This window comes from Priestia sp. GS2 (genome assembly GCF_036409025.1).
Taxonomy (GTDB): domain Bacteria; phylum Bacillota; class Bacilli; order Bacillales; family Bacillaceae_H; genus Priestia; species Priestia aryabhattai_A.
The window spans coordinates 20,549-35,781 of the sequence record NZ_JAZGJX010000002.1 but is presented as its reverse complement, the minus strand read 5'-3'; the positions used below and the strand labels follow the sequence as shown (position 1 = coordinate 35,781).

13 protein-coding genes are annotated in these 15,233 nt (G+C 37.7%); 7 read left to right on the top strand and 6 right to left on the bottom strand.

All coding sequences use genetic code 11. The features are described 5' to 3' along the window. Positions 1-32 precede the first annotated feature (32 nt). Entirely contained in the window at positions 33-464 is a 432-nt protein-coding gene (locus V2145_RS19445) for a YfmQ family protein (RefSeq protein ID WP_131887157.1), read from the bottom strand. 241 nt (positions 465-705) lie between these two features. On the opposite strand from V2145_RS19445, the gene V2145_RS19440 reads away from it, so the two are divergent. After that, a complete protein-coding gene (locus V2145_RS19440) occupies positions 706-1,335 on the top strand; it encodes a nitroreductase family protein (protein ID WP_131887156.1) in 630 nt (209 codons plus the stop codon). A 51-nt stretch (positions 1,336-1,386) separates the two neighbouring features. On the opposite strand, the gene V2145_RS19435 is transcribed toward V2145_RS19440, so the two are convergent. After that, positions 1,387-2,307 carry a methyl-accepting chemotaxis protein gene (locus V2145_RS19435; protein WP_330988156.1) on the bottom strand — a complete coding sequence of 307 codons (921 nt, stop codon included), beginning with the start codon at positions 2,305-2,307 and terminating at the stop codon, positions 1,387-1,389. A gap of 159 nt (positions 2,308-2,466) precedes the next feature. On the opposite strand from V2145_RS19435, the gene V2145_RS19430 reads away from it, so the two are divergent. The 3 genes from V2145_RS19430 (at position 2,467) to V2145_RS19420 (ending at position 8,002) form a co-directional block, all read left to right on the top strand. Continuing rightward, positions 2,467-3,075: an SAM-dependent methyltransferase gene (locus tag V2145_RS19430; RefSeq protein ID WP_311859516.1), complete on the top strand. Its 609-nt coding sequence runs from the start codon at positions 2,467-2,469 to the stop codon at positions 3,073-3,075. Positions 3,076-3,504: 429 nt separating this feature from the next. Continuing rightward, on the top strand, positions 3,505-5,019 hold the full coding sequence (locus V2145_RS19425; protein ID WP_094911448.1) for a glycine betaine uptake BCCT transporter: 1,515 nt from the start codon (positions 3,505-3,507) through the stop codon (positions 5,017-5,019). Between the two features lie 193 nt (positions 5,020-5,212). Beyond that, positions 5,213-8,002 (top strand): GTPase domain-containing protein, encoded by a 2,790-nt coding sequence (locus V2145_RS19420; RefSeq protein ID WP_330988155.1) that lies wholly within the window; start codon positions 5,213-5,215, stop codon positions 8,000-8,002. A gap of 418 nt (positions 8,003-8,420) precedes the next feature. Here V2145_RS19420 and V2145_RS19415 read toward each other — a convergent pair whose 3' ends face one another. The 4 genes from V2145_RS19415 to V2145_RS19400 all read right to left on the bottom strand — a co-directional run bounded on the left by V2145_RS19415 (position 8,421) and on the right by V2145_RS19400 (position 11,537). Next, positions 8,421-8,549 carry a YfhE family protein gene (locus V2145_RS19415; protein ID WP_076512909.1) on the bottom strand — a complete coding sequence of 43 codons (129 nt, stop codon included), beginning with the start codon at positions 8,547-8,549 and terminating at the stop codon, positions 8,421-8,423. A gap of 111 nt (positions 8,550-8,660) precedes the next feature. After that, positions 8,661-9,221: a GNAT family N-acetyltransferase gene (locus V2145_RS19410; protein WP_094911450.1), complete on the bottom strand. Its 561-nt coding sequence runs from the start codon at positions 9,219-9,221 to the stop codon at positions 8,661-8,663. A gap of 252 nt (positions 9,222-9,473) precedes the next feature. Continuing rightward, positions 9,474-10,601, bottom strand: coding sequence for an amidohydrolase (locus tag V2145_RS19405; protein ID WP_330988154.1), 1,128 nt, complete (start codon positions 10,599-10,601; stop codon positions 9,474-9,476). A gap of 33 nt (positions 10,602-10,634) precedes the next feature. Beyond that, entirely contained in the window at positions 10,635-11,537 is a 903-nt protein-coding gene (locus tag V2145_RS19400) for a TIGR01777 family oxidoreductase (RefSeq protein WP_094911452.1), read from the bottom strand. Positions 11,538-11,828: 291 nt separating this feature from the next. Between V2145_RS19400 and V2145_RS19395 the strand changes: the two genes are divergently transcribed. The 3 genes from V2145_RS19395 (at position 11,829) to V2145_RS19385 (ending at position 15,233) form a co-directional block, all read left to right on the top strand. Continuing rightward, on the top strand, positions 11,829-12,854 hold the full coding sequence (locus V2145_RS19395) for a LacI family DNA-binding transcriptional regulator (protein ID WP_094911453.1): 1,026 nt from the start codon (positions 11,829-11,831) through the stop codon (positions 12,852-12,854). 108 nt (positions 12,855-12,962) lie between these two features. Continuing rightward, positions 12,963-14,267, top strand: coding sequence for an ABC transporter substrate-binding protein (locus tag V2145_RS19390; RefSeq protein ID WP_330988153.1), 1,305 nt, complete (start codon positions 12,963-12,965; stop codon positions 14,265-14,267). Between the two features lie 66 nt (positions 14,268-14,333). Further along, positions 14,334-15,233, top strand: a complete 900-nt coding sequence (locus V2145_RS19385; protein WP_094911455.1) for a carbohydrate ABC transporter permease — start codon at positions 14,334-14,336, stop codon at positions 15,231-15,233.

Sequence of the window (15,233 nt, the reverse complement as noted above, 5' to 3'; positions counted from 1 at the left end):
AACACCAAGGTGAACATACACCTTGGTGTTTTTTATGATACATACATGTTTGTTTGAAATTCGTCTGAAAGCATGCGATAAGCGAGTACTTTCTTTTTAAATTTTTTCACTACATCCACATGATCGCTGTAGCTGTATATAAACAGTTCAAAGGTATGCTTGCCGTGTACACTGTGAATAATAACGGGAGTTTCATTTTGCTCAAGGTTGAGATAGTGAGTTCGATTCCCATCGTGTACGTAGTACTGATCTAGAAACGTCGCTTTGTTAAAGGCTTCAATAATTTGTGTTTTCTCTTCACCTTCAATTGTGCTGCCATTTCTCTTCACAACAGCTGAATCTATCGATAAGGTAGGGTGTAGCTTAAATTTACCGTGAAGCCACTCTACGACTGGGGTAGGAAGGCATGTAATTAAAAGTTTAAGAGCGCTGACAACAACAATAACAATAACTGTCCAGAACATCTTATGTCATCTCCAATAATTAAAAGTAAGAATGCATCCTTTATTTTACCACGGAATAAATGCACAAATTTAGTCTATTATGTGAAGGTTTTTATCAGAAAATATTTTTAATTTATTTCGAGAGGCTAATTATTTTACAAAACGAGAAAATGAGAGTAAGGTAGTAAAAGTTGCATTAATAAAAGTAGATAACTTTAAGTAAGCACTTATATAAAAATAACCATAAGAGGAGAGATTTAACATGCAAACAACAAATGACTTCAATAAAATTTTAAAAGAGCGACGTTCAATTAAACGCTACGATCCAACTGTAAAAATCAGTCGCGAGGAAATGGAAGAAATTCTAACTGTGGCAACAACTGCACCATCTTCAGTTAACATGCAGCCATGGCGCTTTTTAGTAATTGAAAGCGATGAAGCAAAAGCACAGCTTGCAGAGCTTGCGAAGTTTAACAGTACTCAAGTTGAAACATCTGCAGCTGTTATTGCGGTATTTGGAGATATTCAAAACGTTGAATACTTCGATGAAATTTATGACAAGGCAGTAGAAGTAGGCTATATGCCAAAAGACGTAAAAGACAATATTAAACAAGCATTTTCTTCATACTTTGAAACAATTTCAACTGAAGATATGAAAGATGTTGTCTTAATTGACGGTGGGCTTGTATCTATGCAAATCATGCTAGCAGCACGTGCCTACGGATATGATACAAACCCAATTGGTGGATATGAAAAAGAGAAGGTAACAGAAGTGTTCGGAATGGATAAAGAACGACATGTACCAGTGATGCTTATTTCAATCGGTAAAGCAGCTGATGAAGGTCATCCATCAGTTCGTTTACCAATCAATCGCGTAGCAGAGTGGAAATAATAGTGGAAAAGCCTGAGATAGTTCTCAGGCTTTTTTTAGTATAAAACGTCCTTATGCTTCTAACAGTTTTGTTAGCGCTTTAGTTTGTGTTTCCAAGTACTCAGCATCTTCATCAATTGAGACAAATTTAGCAATTGCTTTTTCAATTTGTTCTCTACTTAATTTAATTGCTTTTTCAGAAGCGTTCGTCTCGTTTAAAATGGTGTGTACAACCGATGTTATTTCTTCTACTTTATTGTGAACCTCTTTTGCTGATTCGTTTGCTCGGGTAGCTAAATGGCGCACTTCTTTTGCAACTACATCGAATCCTTTTCCATGTTCACCAGCATGAGCTGCTTGAATGGCTGCGTTTAATGCGAGTAAGTTCGTTTGGCTCGCGATATCTTGAATCGTTTTGACCATACCACGAATAGAGTCTGTTTGGGTTTGAAGCTCAGACAGTATATCCATATTTTTTTTCACATCTTCGACAATATGCTGAATGCAAGCAGACATGTGCTGAACTGTAGTAATTCCTTCTTCCGCTTTTTTCTTTAAGCTTTCAGACATGAAGTCTAGATCATTAACAAAATGAGATGTAGTTTGTTCACGCTTTGTGATATTTGTAGCAACTTTAATAACAGCTTCTACCTCATTCCGTTCAGTTAAGACTGGAGTATAAGTTGCTTCTAGCCATAAAAGCTCTCCGTGCTTTGTGATTCGTTGAATCTTTTCTTGAAACGCTTTACCTAATCGTAGGTTGTGCCAAAGCTGGGCATATTCCATACTGTTATAAAATGAAGGTGTGCAAAAAGAACGGTGGTTCATTCCAATCATTTCATCGCACCCGTATCCAAGTGTTTGAGCAAAAAGCTGGTTAACCCAAAGGACATTGCCGTTTAAATCGAATTCAATCATCGCTAAAGACTTTTCTAGCGCAGCGAGGACTGAATCTTGTTTCAGCACCTGTGTGCTAGTATTTATATTTATCATTACATGCGCTCCTTTTAAACAAACTCTCTTTACTATTTCGACTATTTTTACTCAAAATCAAGCTATTTGAAATAAAATTATTTTAAATCAGGAGAATGAGGTTTGAAAGAATAAGAAAGTAGGTATTAATGTATGGGGCAAATAAAAAGGAGTATTAACATGACGGATCATTTTTATGACGAGTTGTTAAATATACAAACAATTGGAAATCAAAAAGGCTTTTACGATTCACTGCATTATCATCGCTATGAGCCTACACCATACAAAGGTCTTGACCAGTTATTTGCGAAGGTATCGCTAAGCTCTTCGGATCGAGTTGTCGACTTTGGGTGTGGAAAAGGGCGATTAAATTTTTATCTACATTATCGTTATCAAGCATCTGTAGTGGGTGTTGAGATGAATGAAGAATTTTATAAAGAAGCGCTTCTCAATAAGCAAAGTTACTTGAAGAAATATCACCACCGCCGAGCTGAGCTGTCTTTTCAATGCTGCTTAGCAGAAGAATATGAGATTGATATTCGAGATACTGTCTTTTACTTTTTTAACCCGTTTTCCATTCAGATTTTTATGAAAGTCGTTGGGAATATCTTAGATTCAGTGGGAAACAGCTATCGGCCCGTAACTATTATTCTTTACTATAGCTCAGAGGATTACACGGATTTTTTAACTCGGCGCACGCCATTCCAGCTGAAAGAAGAAATTGAAATTCAAGGTTTATCACTACGAAATTCACTCGAAAGATTTTTAGTGTACGAACTCAAATATTAAAGGGTGCACAGGCAAGGTGTAAACGAATATGCTTAAAAAACAGACATTCTTGTAGAGATATGTTACTATATACTATGGCAATACACCAATCCCCCTTATTACCTAGAGAACGTAATGCTAAAAAGCATGCCCACGAAAAAGCAAGTATAAACTTCTTCACCATACAACCAGTTCTATAAATTCCAAGTCAACAAACCTTCCTGTATATGTAAAGTGCAGGTAGGTCTTGGTTGCTTAGTGTTACATGAGGAATATTAGCTAAGTAAAAATGATGTAGCTTAAGTACGTCTTAACGCAATCTTTAAGGGTTAGTTATTATTGCTTCATAAAAAAATATTGTTTTCTATTTGGTTTTGCATATTGTTTGTGTTCTCCAATTGAAGTAAAGCCCTCTGCGAATTTATCAAAGATGGGAGTTTTTAATTTCAAATGAAAAAAGTTTCAACAGTTTTTTATGTTTCGATTGCCATCATGGCATTATTAGTTATTTTTGGTGTGAGTGCACCTAAAACGCTTGAAAGCGTAACGGGAGCCATTCAAGGTTTTATTACTGATTCATTTGGTTGGTATTATTTAATTGTGGTGTCTTTGTTTGTATTGGTTTGTTTGTATTTATTAGTAAGTCCGATTGGTCGAATTAAACTCGGGAAACAGGAGGACAAGCCTGAGTTTTCACGCCCAACCTGGCTTGCCATGCTTTTTAGTGCAGGAATGGGAATCGGTCTTGTGTTCTGGGGCACAGCTGAACCTATTAGTCATTATGCGATCAGCTCTCCAACAGGAGGAGTAGGGACAGACGCAGGTCTGCAAGACGCAATGCGCTTTACGTTCTTCCACTGGGGAATTCATGCGTGGGCTATTTATGGTATTGTTGCGATGTGTCTAGCATACTTTACGTTTCGAAAAGGAGAGCGTGGATTAATCAGCGCAACATTGAAGCCAATTTTAGGGAAATATGCAGATGGCGTACTTGGTAAAATTATTGACGTTATTGCAGTTATTGCCACTGTCATTGGTGTAGCGACAACGCTTGGGTTTGGTGCGGTTCAAATTAACGGTGGTTTATCTTATTTGTTTGATGTACCATCCAATATTGTCACGCAATTCATTATTATTCTTGTGGTGACAGTGTTATTTATTATCTCAGCTTTAACGGGATTAGGAAAAGGTATTAAGATTTTAAGTAATACGAATATGATTTTAGCATTTGCTTTATTTGCATTAATGTTTATATTAGGTCCAACGCTATTTACGCTAAATATCTTTACGGATACACTTGGGAAGTATTTGCAAACATTAGTGAACATGAGCTTCCGTATTGCACCATTAAATGAAGAAGGCCGTCAGTGGATTAACGGCTGGACGATTTTCTATTGGGCTTGGTGGATTGCATGGTCACCGTTTGTTGGAATCTTTATTGCACGCGTATCAAAAGGTCGTACAATTCGTGAGTTCGTTATCTTTGTGTTAATGGTACCTTCTCTAATTGGTTTCCTGTGGTTCTCTGTATTTGGAGGATCTGCGTTAACGTTAGAACGTAATGGTATTGCACAAATTTCAAAGCTGGCAACAGAAGAATCTCTGTTTGGTGTTTTTGCAAACTATCCGCTAGCAACCCTTATGTCAATTTTAGCGATTATTCTTGTTGCTACATTCTTTATTACATCAGCAGACTCAGGTACGTTTGTGCTTGGAATGATGACAACAAATGGTTCACAAAACCCAGCAAACAGCGTTAAGCTTGTTTGGGGAATTACGCTTACAGTTATTGCGCTAGTGCTTTTATACTCTGGCGGACTTCAAGCGTTACAAAATACCATGATTATAGCAGCGCTACCGTTCTCTGCCGTAATGGCTTTAATGACGGCTAGTCTATTAAAGGATTTAAACAAAGAGGCAAAAGCGCTTGGCATTGGTCAAATTAAAAAGAAAAAAACATCATAACTAGTAAAAAAGCATAGTGAATGATCATCACTATGCTTTTTTTATTATCAGGTTGATAGGTTAATTGAAAAAAAGGTTACAATTCAGCAATTGACATGCAAATGAAATTTTTCTTACGGAGATTTCTGTTAAAATAATAGGAAGAAATCATTGAAAATGTTGAATTTCTATACATAGATGGAGGAATAGATGAATGACAATTGAAAGGCATTTAATTCAGAAGGAGTACTATGAAACCTTGCTTTCAGAAGAAAATTTATCTAATCCAATTATGGCGTTAGGTGAAGCGCTTTTGGAAGAGCAAAAGCAAGAGTTTTATGAACTATCATTTATTCGTTTTTCCCAAGGGGAAGTCTATTTTCATAACAAAGACTTTGAGGCAGCTATTTATAAGTGGGAAAATGTAAGTGGAGAACTTGAGTTATGGGCAAAGAAAAATATTGGGGATGCTTACTATGAGCTTGGACTCTTATCGATTGCTGAAGAGGTGTACACCGCTATCGATTCGGAATCTAGCACGCTCACAGCAGAAGTTGGGTTAAAGCTATTCTCGTTATATAAAGAGCAGCAAAATTCGGAGCGATCTTATGAAATAATAAAAAAACTTGTATCAACTCAGCCTAGTTATCCGAACGTTACCGCGTTAGCACGAGAATTTTACGAAGAGCAGAGCGACTGGACAAGCGCCGTAGAGCTGGCTGTGGACGAAGCAATTCGTACTGAATCGTTAAAATGGTTTGATACATTAAAGAAATATGTCGATAAAGGTTATACAAAATCATTCGCACCCGATTATTTTTATCAGGCCCTTATTACCTTCTATAAAGTCGATCAGCTACATTTTAAGCAGCTGGTTTGTGGCTTGTGGAAGAGCTACGTTGGTCAAGACTCATACCTAGCTTGGGTCAAAACTATTAATAACATTTTCTTAAATGTAGAAGTAGGTTTATATGAATACTGGCAAGAAATTTCTCGCCTGTATGAAGAGACGTATAGAGAGCTGATTAATGGCCAATACGCAATGCGTGATCTTCATGACGTTGTGCCACATTTGCTTGCTAACTGGTTAAAAGTTACGAGTCAAGCACGCTCTTTATTTCCTTCGGCTGCTATCTTGGCATGGAATGAGCAGTTTACATCATCAATTGCTTCACCTGCTTTACAAGAAGCAGAGCGTCTCGTTTTTGAATCATCAAGTGATATAGATGGCTTAACGTACTTCCTTGAACTCGGTGAAAATATTACGAAGTGGGGAAGACGTCATGGACTTGAAGTGGGTTATAAGTTTAATTGGCTAGCCAGTTCATTTGCAGATTTAAAAACGAAATACGTTATGGTGGCGGGTGCGGTGCAAAGTGATAAAGCCTCAATTGTTAATGCTATATTAAACGAGCATGTAGCAGGCGGGAATAATGTACCAATCTTAGTCTCCCATGATGAAGAATTTAAAGTGAATCAGCGTTCGTCAAAAGAAATCAATACGAGTACAGAGTGGCATTCTTTTAGTAAGTTGAAGGAAGTAAGCGAAGCTGATACGTGCTTAGAAGTTCGAGTGCCAAATCGCTTTTTACAAGATCAGCACTACAGTATCATTGATATTCCAGGCTTTAAAGGGCAAATGGATGAAGCTCAGTATATGTTTGAGTATATTCCTATTGCAGACGGGTTACTATTTGTGCTGGATGCAAATCAGCCTTTTACAGAAAAAGAGCGAGATATGTTGTTAGTCGTGAAAAAGCAAGCACCAGAGCTTCCTATTCACTTCGTATTAAACAAAATAAATGCACTGGAAGATGAGCGCGAAATGGAGCGTTTTGTTGAAGAAACGTCTGCTTTTATTCACGCTGACTTTCCAGAAGCAAGCATTCTACCGTATGCTTCGGTATACGAGCTAGATGAGCGAGGTAGCATAGCTCGATTTATGAAAGAAAATTTCCGATTCACTAGCCGCCAAGATAACCAGGAGCGTCGCATTAGCAATTTATTAACGTTTATTCGCAAAACGCTTTCTGATTTATTAAAACAGCGTGCGGAGCAGGAGAGTGGATACGTGCAAGCTATTCACTGGAATGAAGATATGCTTGTTCGCGTTAACGGTTTTATTAATACGCTAGAAGATAAAGAAAGCGAAGCTGTTCACGAGCTGGTAAACGTGTATCAAGGGATTAAAGATCAAATGAAGCAAGCGTTAACGAATAACCTTCCTAAGTTGCTGCGTGAGTGTTCTAGTATGCTAAGCGAAGAGAGTGATTTCCGTCGAATACACCTGGAACTAAACAAGAAGATGAACGAGAAAATTCAAGAGTATATTGAAAAGGAACTTTTACCAGAGTTTAGAGCGTCACTGCATGAGTGGATGAAGCAGTGCAATGATCATTTTCAAGACATGCAATCTTACATTGAAGATATGGGGAATAGCTTCAATGAAATGTATGAAAAAGAACGCTTTTTGCTCCAGTGTGATTTTAAAGTACTGGATGATTGGAAACGTGATATCAATCGAATGACAACGCGCATGCAGTTAGAAGAAGAAAACATCTTCTTACGCGTGAATCCAGCGCAATTTCTCTTGAAAAGTGCAGGAAAGATTTTTGGCTCGTTCTCGCAAAATAAAACGATGCTTTATAATCAGTACAAAAAGTATATTGAAAATGAAGAGTATGAAGATGTTACGGCATCTGTACTAAATAAGTTTTTCCTACAATTTGATTTATTTGAGAAGTCTCTGGAAGTGGATATTCATCTCTTCTTTGAGCCACCTATCCAAGAGCTGCACGGAGCAGTTGAAGAATCTCATGAAACAATTGATTGCAGTAAGGATGCACTTAATGAGATGAAGGAAAGTCTGACGGTGTATAGTGACCCACTTTCTGTATTCCAATTACGTCTTCGTCAATATGAGATCATGCTCCAGGCGAAAGAAAACGTAACCTATGAAGAAATTAAGTCTACTAATGTTAATCATTCTGAGTCATATTCATAACAAAAAGGCAGGGAAACCTGCCTTTTTATTATGCAGGTCATAATATTGTAAGAAAGTAAAAAAGTAGAGGAGGTAAGGATGTTTAGCATAATAGTTATCCACAGTAGAAAAATAATGAAAGTGCATACAAAATGAGGATATTAACAGAGTTATACACATTATCAACAATAATTCTGAAAATTCCTATAAAATATTCACATTGTTATACCAGGTCATAGCGGTTGTTAAATGGAGTTATTAACGACTTATGCACATTATCCACATATATGTTAGTAAGTTATGTGTATATCTTTTGCTGTGCATAATGAGAGTTTATATGTGGAATGTCTTCTTACTGACATAGCAATTTATTATTGTTAAAAAATAACCGCATATAAAAAGAAGGCACCTGTATAAGCTGCCTTCTCTTGCTAAGAGGTTAATGCCTAGATTGCTTTTTAGTATAGCCACCAGCTTGGTCTGCTAACTTAAATTCATGAGAATACGTTACTTCTTGTGCGCTTCGTAGTGTACTTTTCGTTTTTTCATGACGCTTTTTATCAGCCATTAAAATCCCTCCAAGTAGTTCATTTCTGTACTAAGTTTCACCAACTTTGGTACTTTTTAAACCAATAGTCAAACATAAAAAAAGAGCTATCCATGGAGATGGATTTGCTCTCTACGCTTCTTTTAACTGGTGATCTTCATGAACTTCTTGCTCGTGGCGCATATAGTAAAGTGTATATAAATCCTTTGGGATTTCATATAAGTCATATACTTCTTCATTTCGGTTGATCTCATCGTATAAGCTTTTTCTTGTTTCATTAGCAAGGACTGCATAAGGTAGCTTTTCAGCTGCTTTCAGCGAGCGGATATTTACTTTTCGAATTCGCATAAATACGCGCTCAATCTCTAGTTCAAAAAAGAGTTCGTTAAAGAATGCTTCTTTAGCAAGCTGATTATATCCCTTACCATGATATGGTTTGCCTAACCAAGTACCTAAAAAGCCAGCTTGGTCTTCCACGTCAAATAGGTTAATAGTGCCGATTGGGTTACCCCATTCGTCCAAAATTGTACGTGAGATTACTTCCCCGTGCTCTTCTGCTTCCATTGTTTGCTTCGTCACGAATAAAAACTCTTCTTGAGAATACGCTTTATGACGAACAAAAGGGAAGACATCTGGATGCGTCATTAGGTCATAAAGAGATTGACAGTCTTGTAGGTCACGTTTTCTTAACATAACTTTTCCCTCCTGAATGAGGGCATACAAAGGACCTTCAAGTCCCCACCCTCGAAATTTTTTAGTAGTAAAAAAAATTTCGGGGTGGGAATCGAACCCACTAGAACCAGTTACCTGGTGGCGCACCATTTGCCTTCCCATTACAAGTCAACGATTTCAAATGTTAACAAGTGATGTGTATAAATTTGTTTTCTTCATATGTTTCTGTACGTATCATACTAAAAAAACTTGAAAAAGAAAATAGTTATTTTGTTAATTTTTTTTAAATAATATCTTTCCATTAATCATTGTTACCAACGGCTTAGCTAGGTAGTGAAAAGGGTGATAATTCCACAGTACTAAATCAGCGTCTTTATTACGTTCAATGCTGCCCACGCGGTGATCAACGCGCAGGTTTCTGGCTGCTGCAATGGTAATACCTTCAAGTGCTTTTTGTTCATCTAACCCTTCTCTTACGGCAATGGAAGCACAGATGTTTAAATATTGGATAGGCGTGTAGGGGTGGTCAGTTGTAATGGACACTTCGACACCTTGATTCCAGAGTGCTTGATAAGTTTCCCAGCTTTTATTTTTGAGCTCAATCTTTGAGCGTCTTGTTAACGTAGGTCCAACGCAAACCTTTAGGTTTCTAGCAGCTAATTCGTGAGCAATCAAATGACCTTCCGTGCAGTGCTCAATACGGATATCTAAATTAAATTCATCTGTAAAACGTAAAGCAGATAAAATATCGTCTGCACGATGAGCATGAATTCGAACAGGAATTTCACGTCGTAAAGCCTGCACAAGAGGCTTAATTCGTAAACTATCGGTATTGTCACAGTGTTTTGCTTCATAGAATGCTTCGCGAAGCATTCCCATAATACCCATGCGGGTGATTGATTCTTTATTACCATGACTGTGAATGCGCTTAGGGTTTTCACCCAGCGCGATTTTCAGGCCAGCAGTTTCTTGGATGAGCATGCTTGAAATGTTGGTACCAGTAGTTTTAATTACAGAAGTTGTGCCGCCAATTACGTTTGCGCTTCCTGGCATAATATGAGCGGTTGTAATGCCGTACTGAACCGCATCTTTAAATGCAGAATCAAGCGGGTGTACGCTATCCAGTGCTCGAATATGTGGAGTGAGAGGTTCGATGGTTTCATTTGCATCGTTACCAGCCCAACCCGTGCCTTCGTCATAAAGTCCAAGGTGTGTATGAACATCAATAAATCCTGGAAATAAGTATTGGTTTTTACAATCAACGACTTCCACTTGCAGAGGAGGCTGTAAGTTCGGCCCAACATCTTTGATTTTTCCATTAGCAACAAGTACGTCGCAGTTAGGTATTGCCTGTGATGTAATTGGATAAACTGTAGCATTTTTAAATAATGTCGCTTTCATAGCAAACTCCTTATCTGATACATTCATACACCGTTATAATAAATCTTGTAATGCATCTTCTAATTTAGTATATGTAAAATGGTAGTTGTGTTGAATCATTTTTTCAGGAATTACGCGCTGCCCTTCTAAAATAATCATACTCATCTCGCCAAGCATGAGTTTCAAGCCAAAACTAGGGGCAGGAAGCCAGTGAGGACGGTGCAAAACTGCGCCAACAGTTTGGCCAAACTCTTTCATTTGGACAGGGGTAGGGGCTGTGACGTTAACAGGTCCTTGAATGTCTTGATTCACTATTGCAAACTGAATTATTTCGACAACGTCTTTAATGTGGACCCATGAAAGCCACTGATTTCCTGAGCCAACTGTTCCTCCAGCAAAAAAGCGATAAGGCAAGGCAATCATTGACAATGCACCACCGTCTTTTCCTAAGATAACACCAAAGCGCGTAAATACAGTGCGAATTCCTAAATCCTCAGCTTTTGATGCTTCTGCTTCCCATACTTTAACCGTCTCAGCTAAAAAGTCATGCCCAACGGATGGAGACGTTTCTGTGAAAGTATCTTGCTCGGCTGTTCCGTAATAACCTACAGCGCTTGCGTTAATATAAGCAGAAGGTTTTACCTCTAAGCTCTCCATAATTCGAATGATTTCACGAGTAGAAGAAATTCGACTTTGGACAATCGCTTGTTTTCGTTCTTCTGTCCATCTACCGCTATTTAACGAAACACCTGCTAGATTAATAAAGGCATCAGCTTTCTGAATAACGTTTTCAGGGCTAGCATTTTCTTTTAGCCATTCTACATAATGAAGGTTAGGATCGTGAGAGGGTTTATTGGCGTTCCGAGTTAACACGTACACCTCATGCTGTTTTTTTAATAAATCTTGTACGAGTGCTTTTCCCACAAAACCTGTACCGCCAGCAATCACAACTTTCATTTTCATTCCTCCTTTTTGATAAATACCATCTAATACTAGTTCTATTGTTTACCAAAATAATGGTTTCAATCATTGTTCTTATATTAGTACTTATAGTTATAAAACCCTTTCTTTTGTAGAGAAAAACATTTCTTTTTATAAAACCATATACAGAAAACTTTATAAAACATTCAAAGAAATGTTTAGTAGTTGATTTTATTTTTTGAAAATTTTAAAATAAGTATTGTCTATATAAAATGAATACGTTATAATGACGCTATCGAAAGCGCTTTCGTAAAAGAGGAGAAAACAATGGTTACAATTTATGATGTTGCAAAGAAAACAGGTTTTTCAAGTACAACCGTATCAAAAGCTTTAAATAACTATTCAGACGTTAGTGAAAAAACGAAGCAAGAAATTTTACGCGCTGCAGCTGAGATGGGCTATTTACCTAATTCCAATGCTCAATCGCTTTCTACAAAAAAATCTTATATGATTGGCGTTGTGTTTGCTGAAGAAAACGGCGTTGGTATGAAGCATCCGTTCTTTAACGCTGTGATTGAAAGTTTTAGAAAGCATGCAGAGCGTGAAGGATACGACCTCATCTTTGCTTCACGAAATTTGCGCAATCGTGATGTTAGTTATTTGGAACATTTTATGTACCGTGGCGTAGATGGGATTATTGTATTTTGTTCACGAGCTGATGATTCTCAAATTCAAGATTTAATTAATAGCAAGCTTCCTATTGTTGTTATTGATATGATGGAAGCACCATGCAGTACGGTGTATTCCGATAATGTGGAAGGAGGAAAGCTAGCCGTTCAATATTTACATTCGCTCGGTCATAAAAGAATTGCTCACATTGCAGGAAGCTTTATAAATGCTGTGGGAGAAGCAAGGGCAGAAGGATACAAGAAGGCAATGCAAGAAATGGGCTTATCAATTCGAGACGGTTATTTAGTAGACGGTGGTTTCTTTTCAATTGAAGAAGGAAAGCTAGCAATGAATAAGCTTTTAGATTTAGAGGTTCAGCCAACAGCAGTATTTACAGCTGGTGATCATATGGCAATTGGAGCAATCGAAGCCATAAAAGAGCGAGGGCTTGGAGTACCAGAGGATATCTCAATTATTGGGTTTGATGATATTGATATGGCGCAGTATATTACCCCGAAATTGACAACGATTAGGCAAGATACGGATTTAATGGGAGAGCAAGCTGCACAAATCTTAATTGAACAAATTACTCAAAAGAAAAAGGTAATTTCATCTAACATCATTCCAGTTGAGCTTGTCTGTCGAGAAAGCTGTCTAGCATTAAAAGAAAAAAATAATAGCTAATATTATTTTTTACAGTAAATCGAAAGCGGTTTCGATTTACTTATTTTTAACTTATTTCCGAAACCGCTTTCGCGAAGACTTTATGTGATAGAGAAGGAGGAGAAAGAGATGAAAAAGCAGGGGATTTTTTTCATGGTCATGGTGTTACTTTGCGGCGTGCTGGGTGCTTGTTCGAGCGGTAATAAGGCATCGGGCGATAAAGATGTGGATTTACGAATTTGGTCATTCACTGATGAATTAAAAAAGCCAATCAAAACATTTGAAGAAAAGAATGGTGTGAAAGTAGAACTAACAATCGTACCAATCGCAGATTATCCAACAAAGCTGAAGCCTGTACTCGAAAGTGGAGTAGGAGCACCTGATGTATTTACAGGAGAAATCGCGTTTTTAAAACAATGGGTGGACGCTGGGTATTGGGAAAACTTATCCCAGGATCCTTACAACGTAGATAAGATGGAAGACAAATATGTACCTTACACGTTTGATTTAGGAAAAGACAAAGAGGGTAATGTACGCGCTGTTTCTTGGCAAACAACACCTGGAGGGATTTACTATAAGCGTAGTATTGCAAAAGAAGTGCTTGGCACGGATGATCCAAATCAGGTAGGAAGCATGTTAAATTCAATGGAAAACTTGTTTAAAGTAGCAGAGAAAATGAAAGAAAAAGGGTATCGTATGTTCCCAGATGAAGGTGCGCTGCGCTGGTTTGCTCAAGGGACAAATCCTCAGCCATGGGTGAATAAAGACAACGAATTAAAGCTTACAAAAGAGCGCATCGAATATATGGATTATGCAAAGGAGTTACGTGCAAAGAACTATACGGCATTAGCACCTGAATGGTCACCATCTTGGCTGGAATCAATGGATAAGAAGGTAAAAGTAAAAGAAAACGGTCAGCAAATTGAAACGGAAGTATTCTCATATGTACTGCCAACTTGGGGACTGCACAGCGTATTAAAGCCTAACGTAAAAGATTCAGCTGGAGATTGGGCCGTTACTAATGGACCAACGCCTTATTTTTTGGGGGGCACTTGGCTTGGAGTGTACAGTAAATCTGAAAACAAAGAGCTAGCATATAAGTTTGTCAAAATGATGACGCAAGAAGATAAGTTTCTAACGGACTGGGCAAAGGAGACAGGAGATGTATTATCTTACCTTCCAGTAACGGATCAAATTAAAAGCGATTTCAGCGACGAATTTTTAGGTGGACAAAACAACTATGAATTTTTCTTGAAACAATCAGAAGAGATTGATGCAGGGATTGTAACAAAATATGACCAGCAAATTGATACTCTTTTTGGTAACGCTGTCAGAGAATATGTAGAAGGTAAAAAATCGAAGAATGAAGCTATTAAAGAATTTTATGAAAAAGTAAAAAACGCATACCCAGATATTACTGTGCCAAAGAGCTAATTAAATAGGGGTGACACTTGGCGCTGGGTGTCGCCCCCTTTAAAAATTGAGAAAGAAGGTAGAGGGATGAACAAAGTAAATCGATATGGATATCTTTTTATAGCCCCCTTTTGGATTGTTTTTTTAATCTTCAGCATCTACCCCGTAGGACTGACGTTTTATTATAGCTTTACAAACTATACCGGCAGCGGAACTCCTGATGTTGTTGGATTAACCAACTATACACGCTTATTTACGGATCAATACTTTGTGGAAGCTTTTTTTAATACATGGAAAATTTGGGGAGTAAACTTTGTTTTACAAATTGGAATCGCGCTACTGCTAGCAGCAATATTCTCCGATATGCGCGTCAAAATGAAAGGGTTGGCATTCTTTCGTTCCATTTTTTACTTGCCAAATTTAATCACAATCAGTTCCGTTGCGCTTTTATTTGGTATTTTACTAGATTGGCAGCATGGGTCATTAAATATGGTATTAATGAGTTTGGGAATTATCTCTGAGCCCATTAACTGGCTTAATAACCCGACAACGGCTCAGCTTTCGGTGTCTCTTATTTTAACGTGGATGTGGTTTGGGCATTCATTTATCGTCGTGATGGCAGGGGTGTCTGGTATTTCACGAGATTACTATGAAGCCGCTCTAATTGATGGAGCTAACCGCTGGCAAACGTTTACGAAAATCACGCTACCATTATTAAAGCCAATTTTACTATATATCATGATTACGTCTCTTATTGGTGGCCTACAGCTATTTGATTTACCAATGTTACTAACGGATGGAGTTGGTTCTCCAGATGGTGCTCTAAATACGATGGTGCTCTATTTATATAATCAAGCTTTTAAATACAATAACTACGGCTATGCATCAGCAGTTGCCTACGGATTATTTATCATTACCGTTATTTTCTCTATTTTTGTCTTCAAAGGAATGTACGGTAGCCAAAATAAAAAGGAAAAGCAGGTGTAA

Bases quoted from the DNA above. Each gene is read 5' to 3' on its own strand.
- V2145_RS19445 (WP_131887157.1), bottom strand. From the start codon at position 464: ATGTTCTGGACAGTTATTGTTATTGTTGTTGTCAGCGCTCTTAAACTT.
- V2145_RS19440 (WP_131887156.1), top strand. From the start codon at position 706: ATGCAAACAACAAATGACTTCAATAAAATTTTAAAAGAGCGACGTTCA.
- V2145_RS19435 (WP_330988156.1), bottom strand. From the start codon at position 2,307: ATGATAAATATAAATACTAGCACACAGGTGCTGAAACAAGATTCAGTC.
- V2145_RS19430 (WP_311859516.1), top strand. From the start codon at position 2,467: ATGACGGATCATTTTTATGACGAGTTGTTAAATATACAAACAATTGGA.
- V2145_RS19425 (WP_094911448.1), top strand. From the start codon at position 3,505: ATGAAAAAAGTTTCAACAGTTTTTTATGTTTCGATTGCCATCATGGCA.
- V2145_RS19420 (WP_330988155.1), top strand. From the start codon at position 5,213: ATGACAATTGAAAGGCATTTAATTCAGAAGGAGTACTATGAAACCTTG.
- V2145_RS19415 (WP_076512909.1), bottom strand. From the start codon at position 8,549: ATGGCTGATAAAAAGCGTCATGAAAAAACGAAAAGTACACTACGAAGC.
- V2145_RS19410 (WP_094911450.1), bottom strand. From the start codon at position 9,221: ATGTTAAGAAAACGTGACCTACAAGACTGTCAATCTCTTTATGACCTA.
- V2145_RS19405 (WP_330988154.1), bottom strand. From the start codon at position 10,601: ATGAAAGCGACATTATTTAAAAATGCTACAGTTTATCCAATTACATCA.
- V2145_RS19400 (WP_094911452.1), bottom strand. From the start codon at position 11,537: ATGAAAGTTGTGATTGCTGGCGGTACAGGTTTTGTGGGAAAAGCACTC.
- V2145_RS19395 (WP_094911453.1), top strand. From the start codon at position 11,829: ATGGTTACAATTTATGATGTTGCAAAGAAAACAGGTTTTTCAAGTACA.
- V2145_RS19390 (WP_330988153.1), top strand. From the start codon at position 12,963: ATGAAAAAGCAGGGGATTTTTTTCATGGTCATGGTGTTACTTTGCGGC.
- V2145_RS19385 (WP_094911455.1), top strand. From the start codon at position 14,334: ATGAACAAAGTAAATCGATATGGATATCTTTTTATAGCCCCCTTTTGG.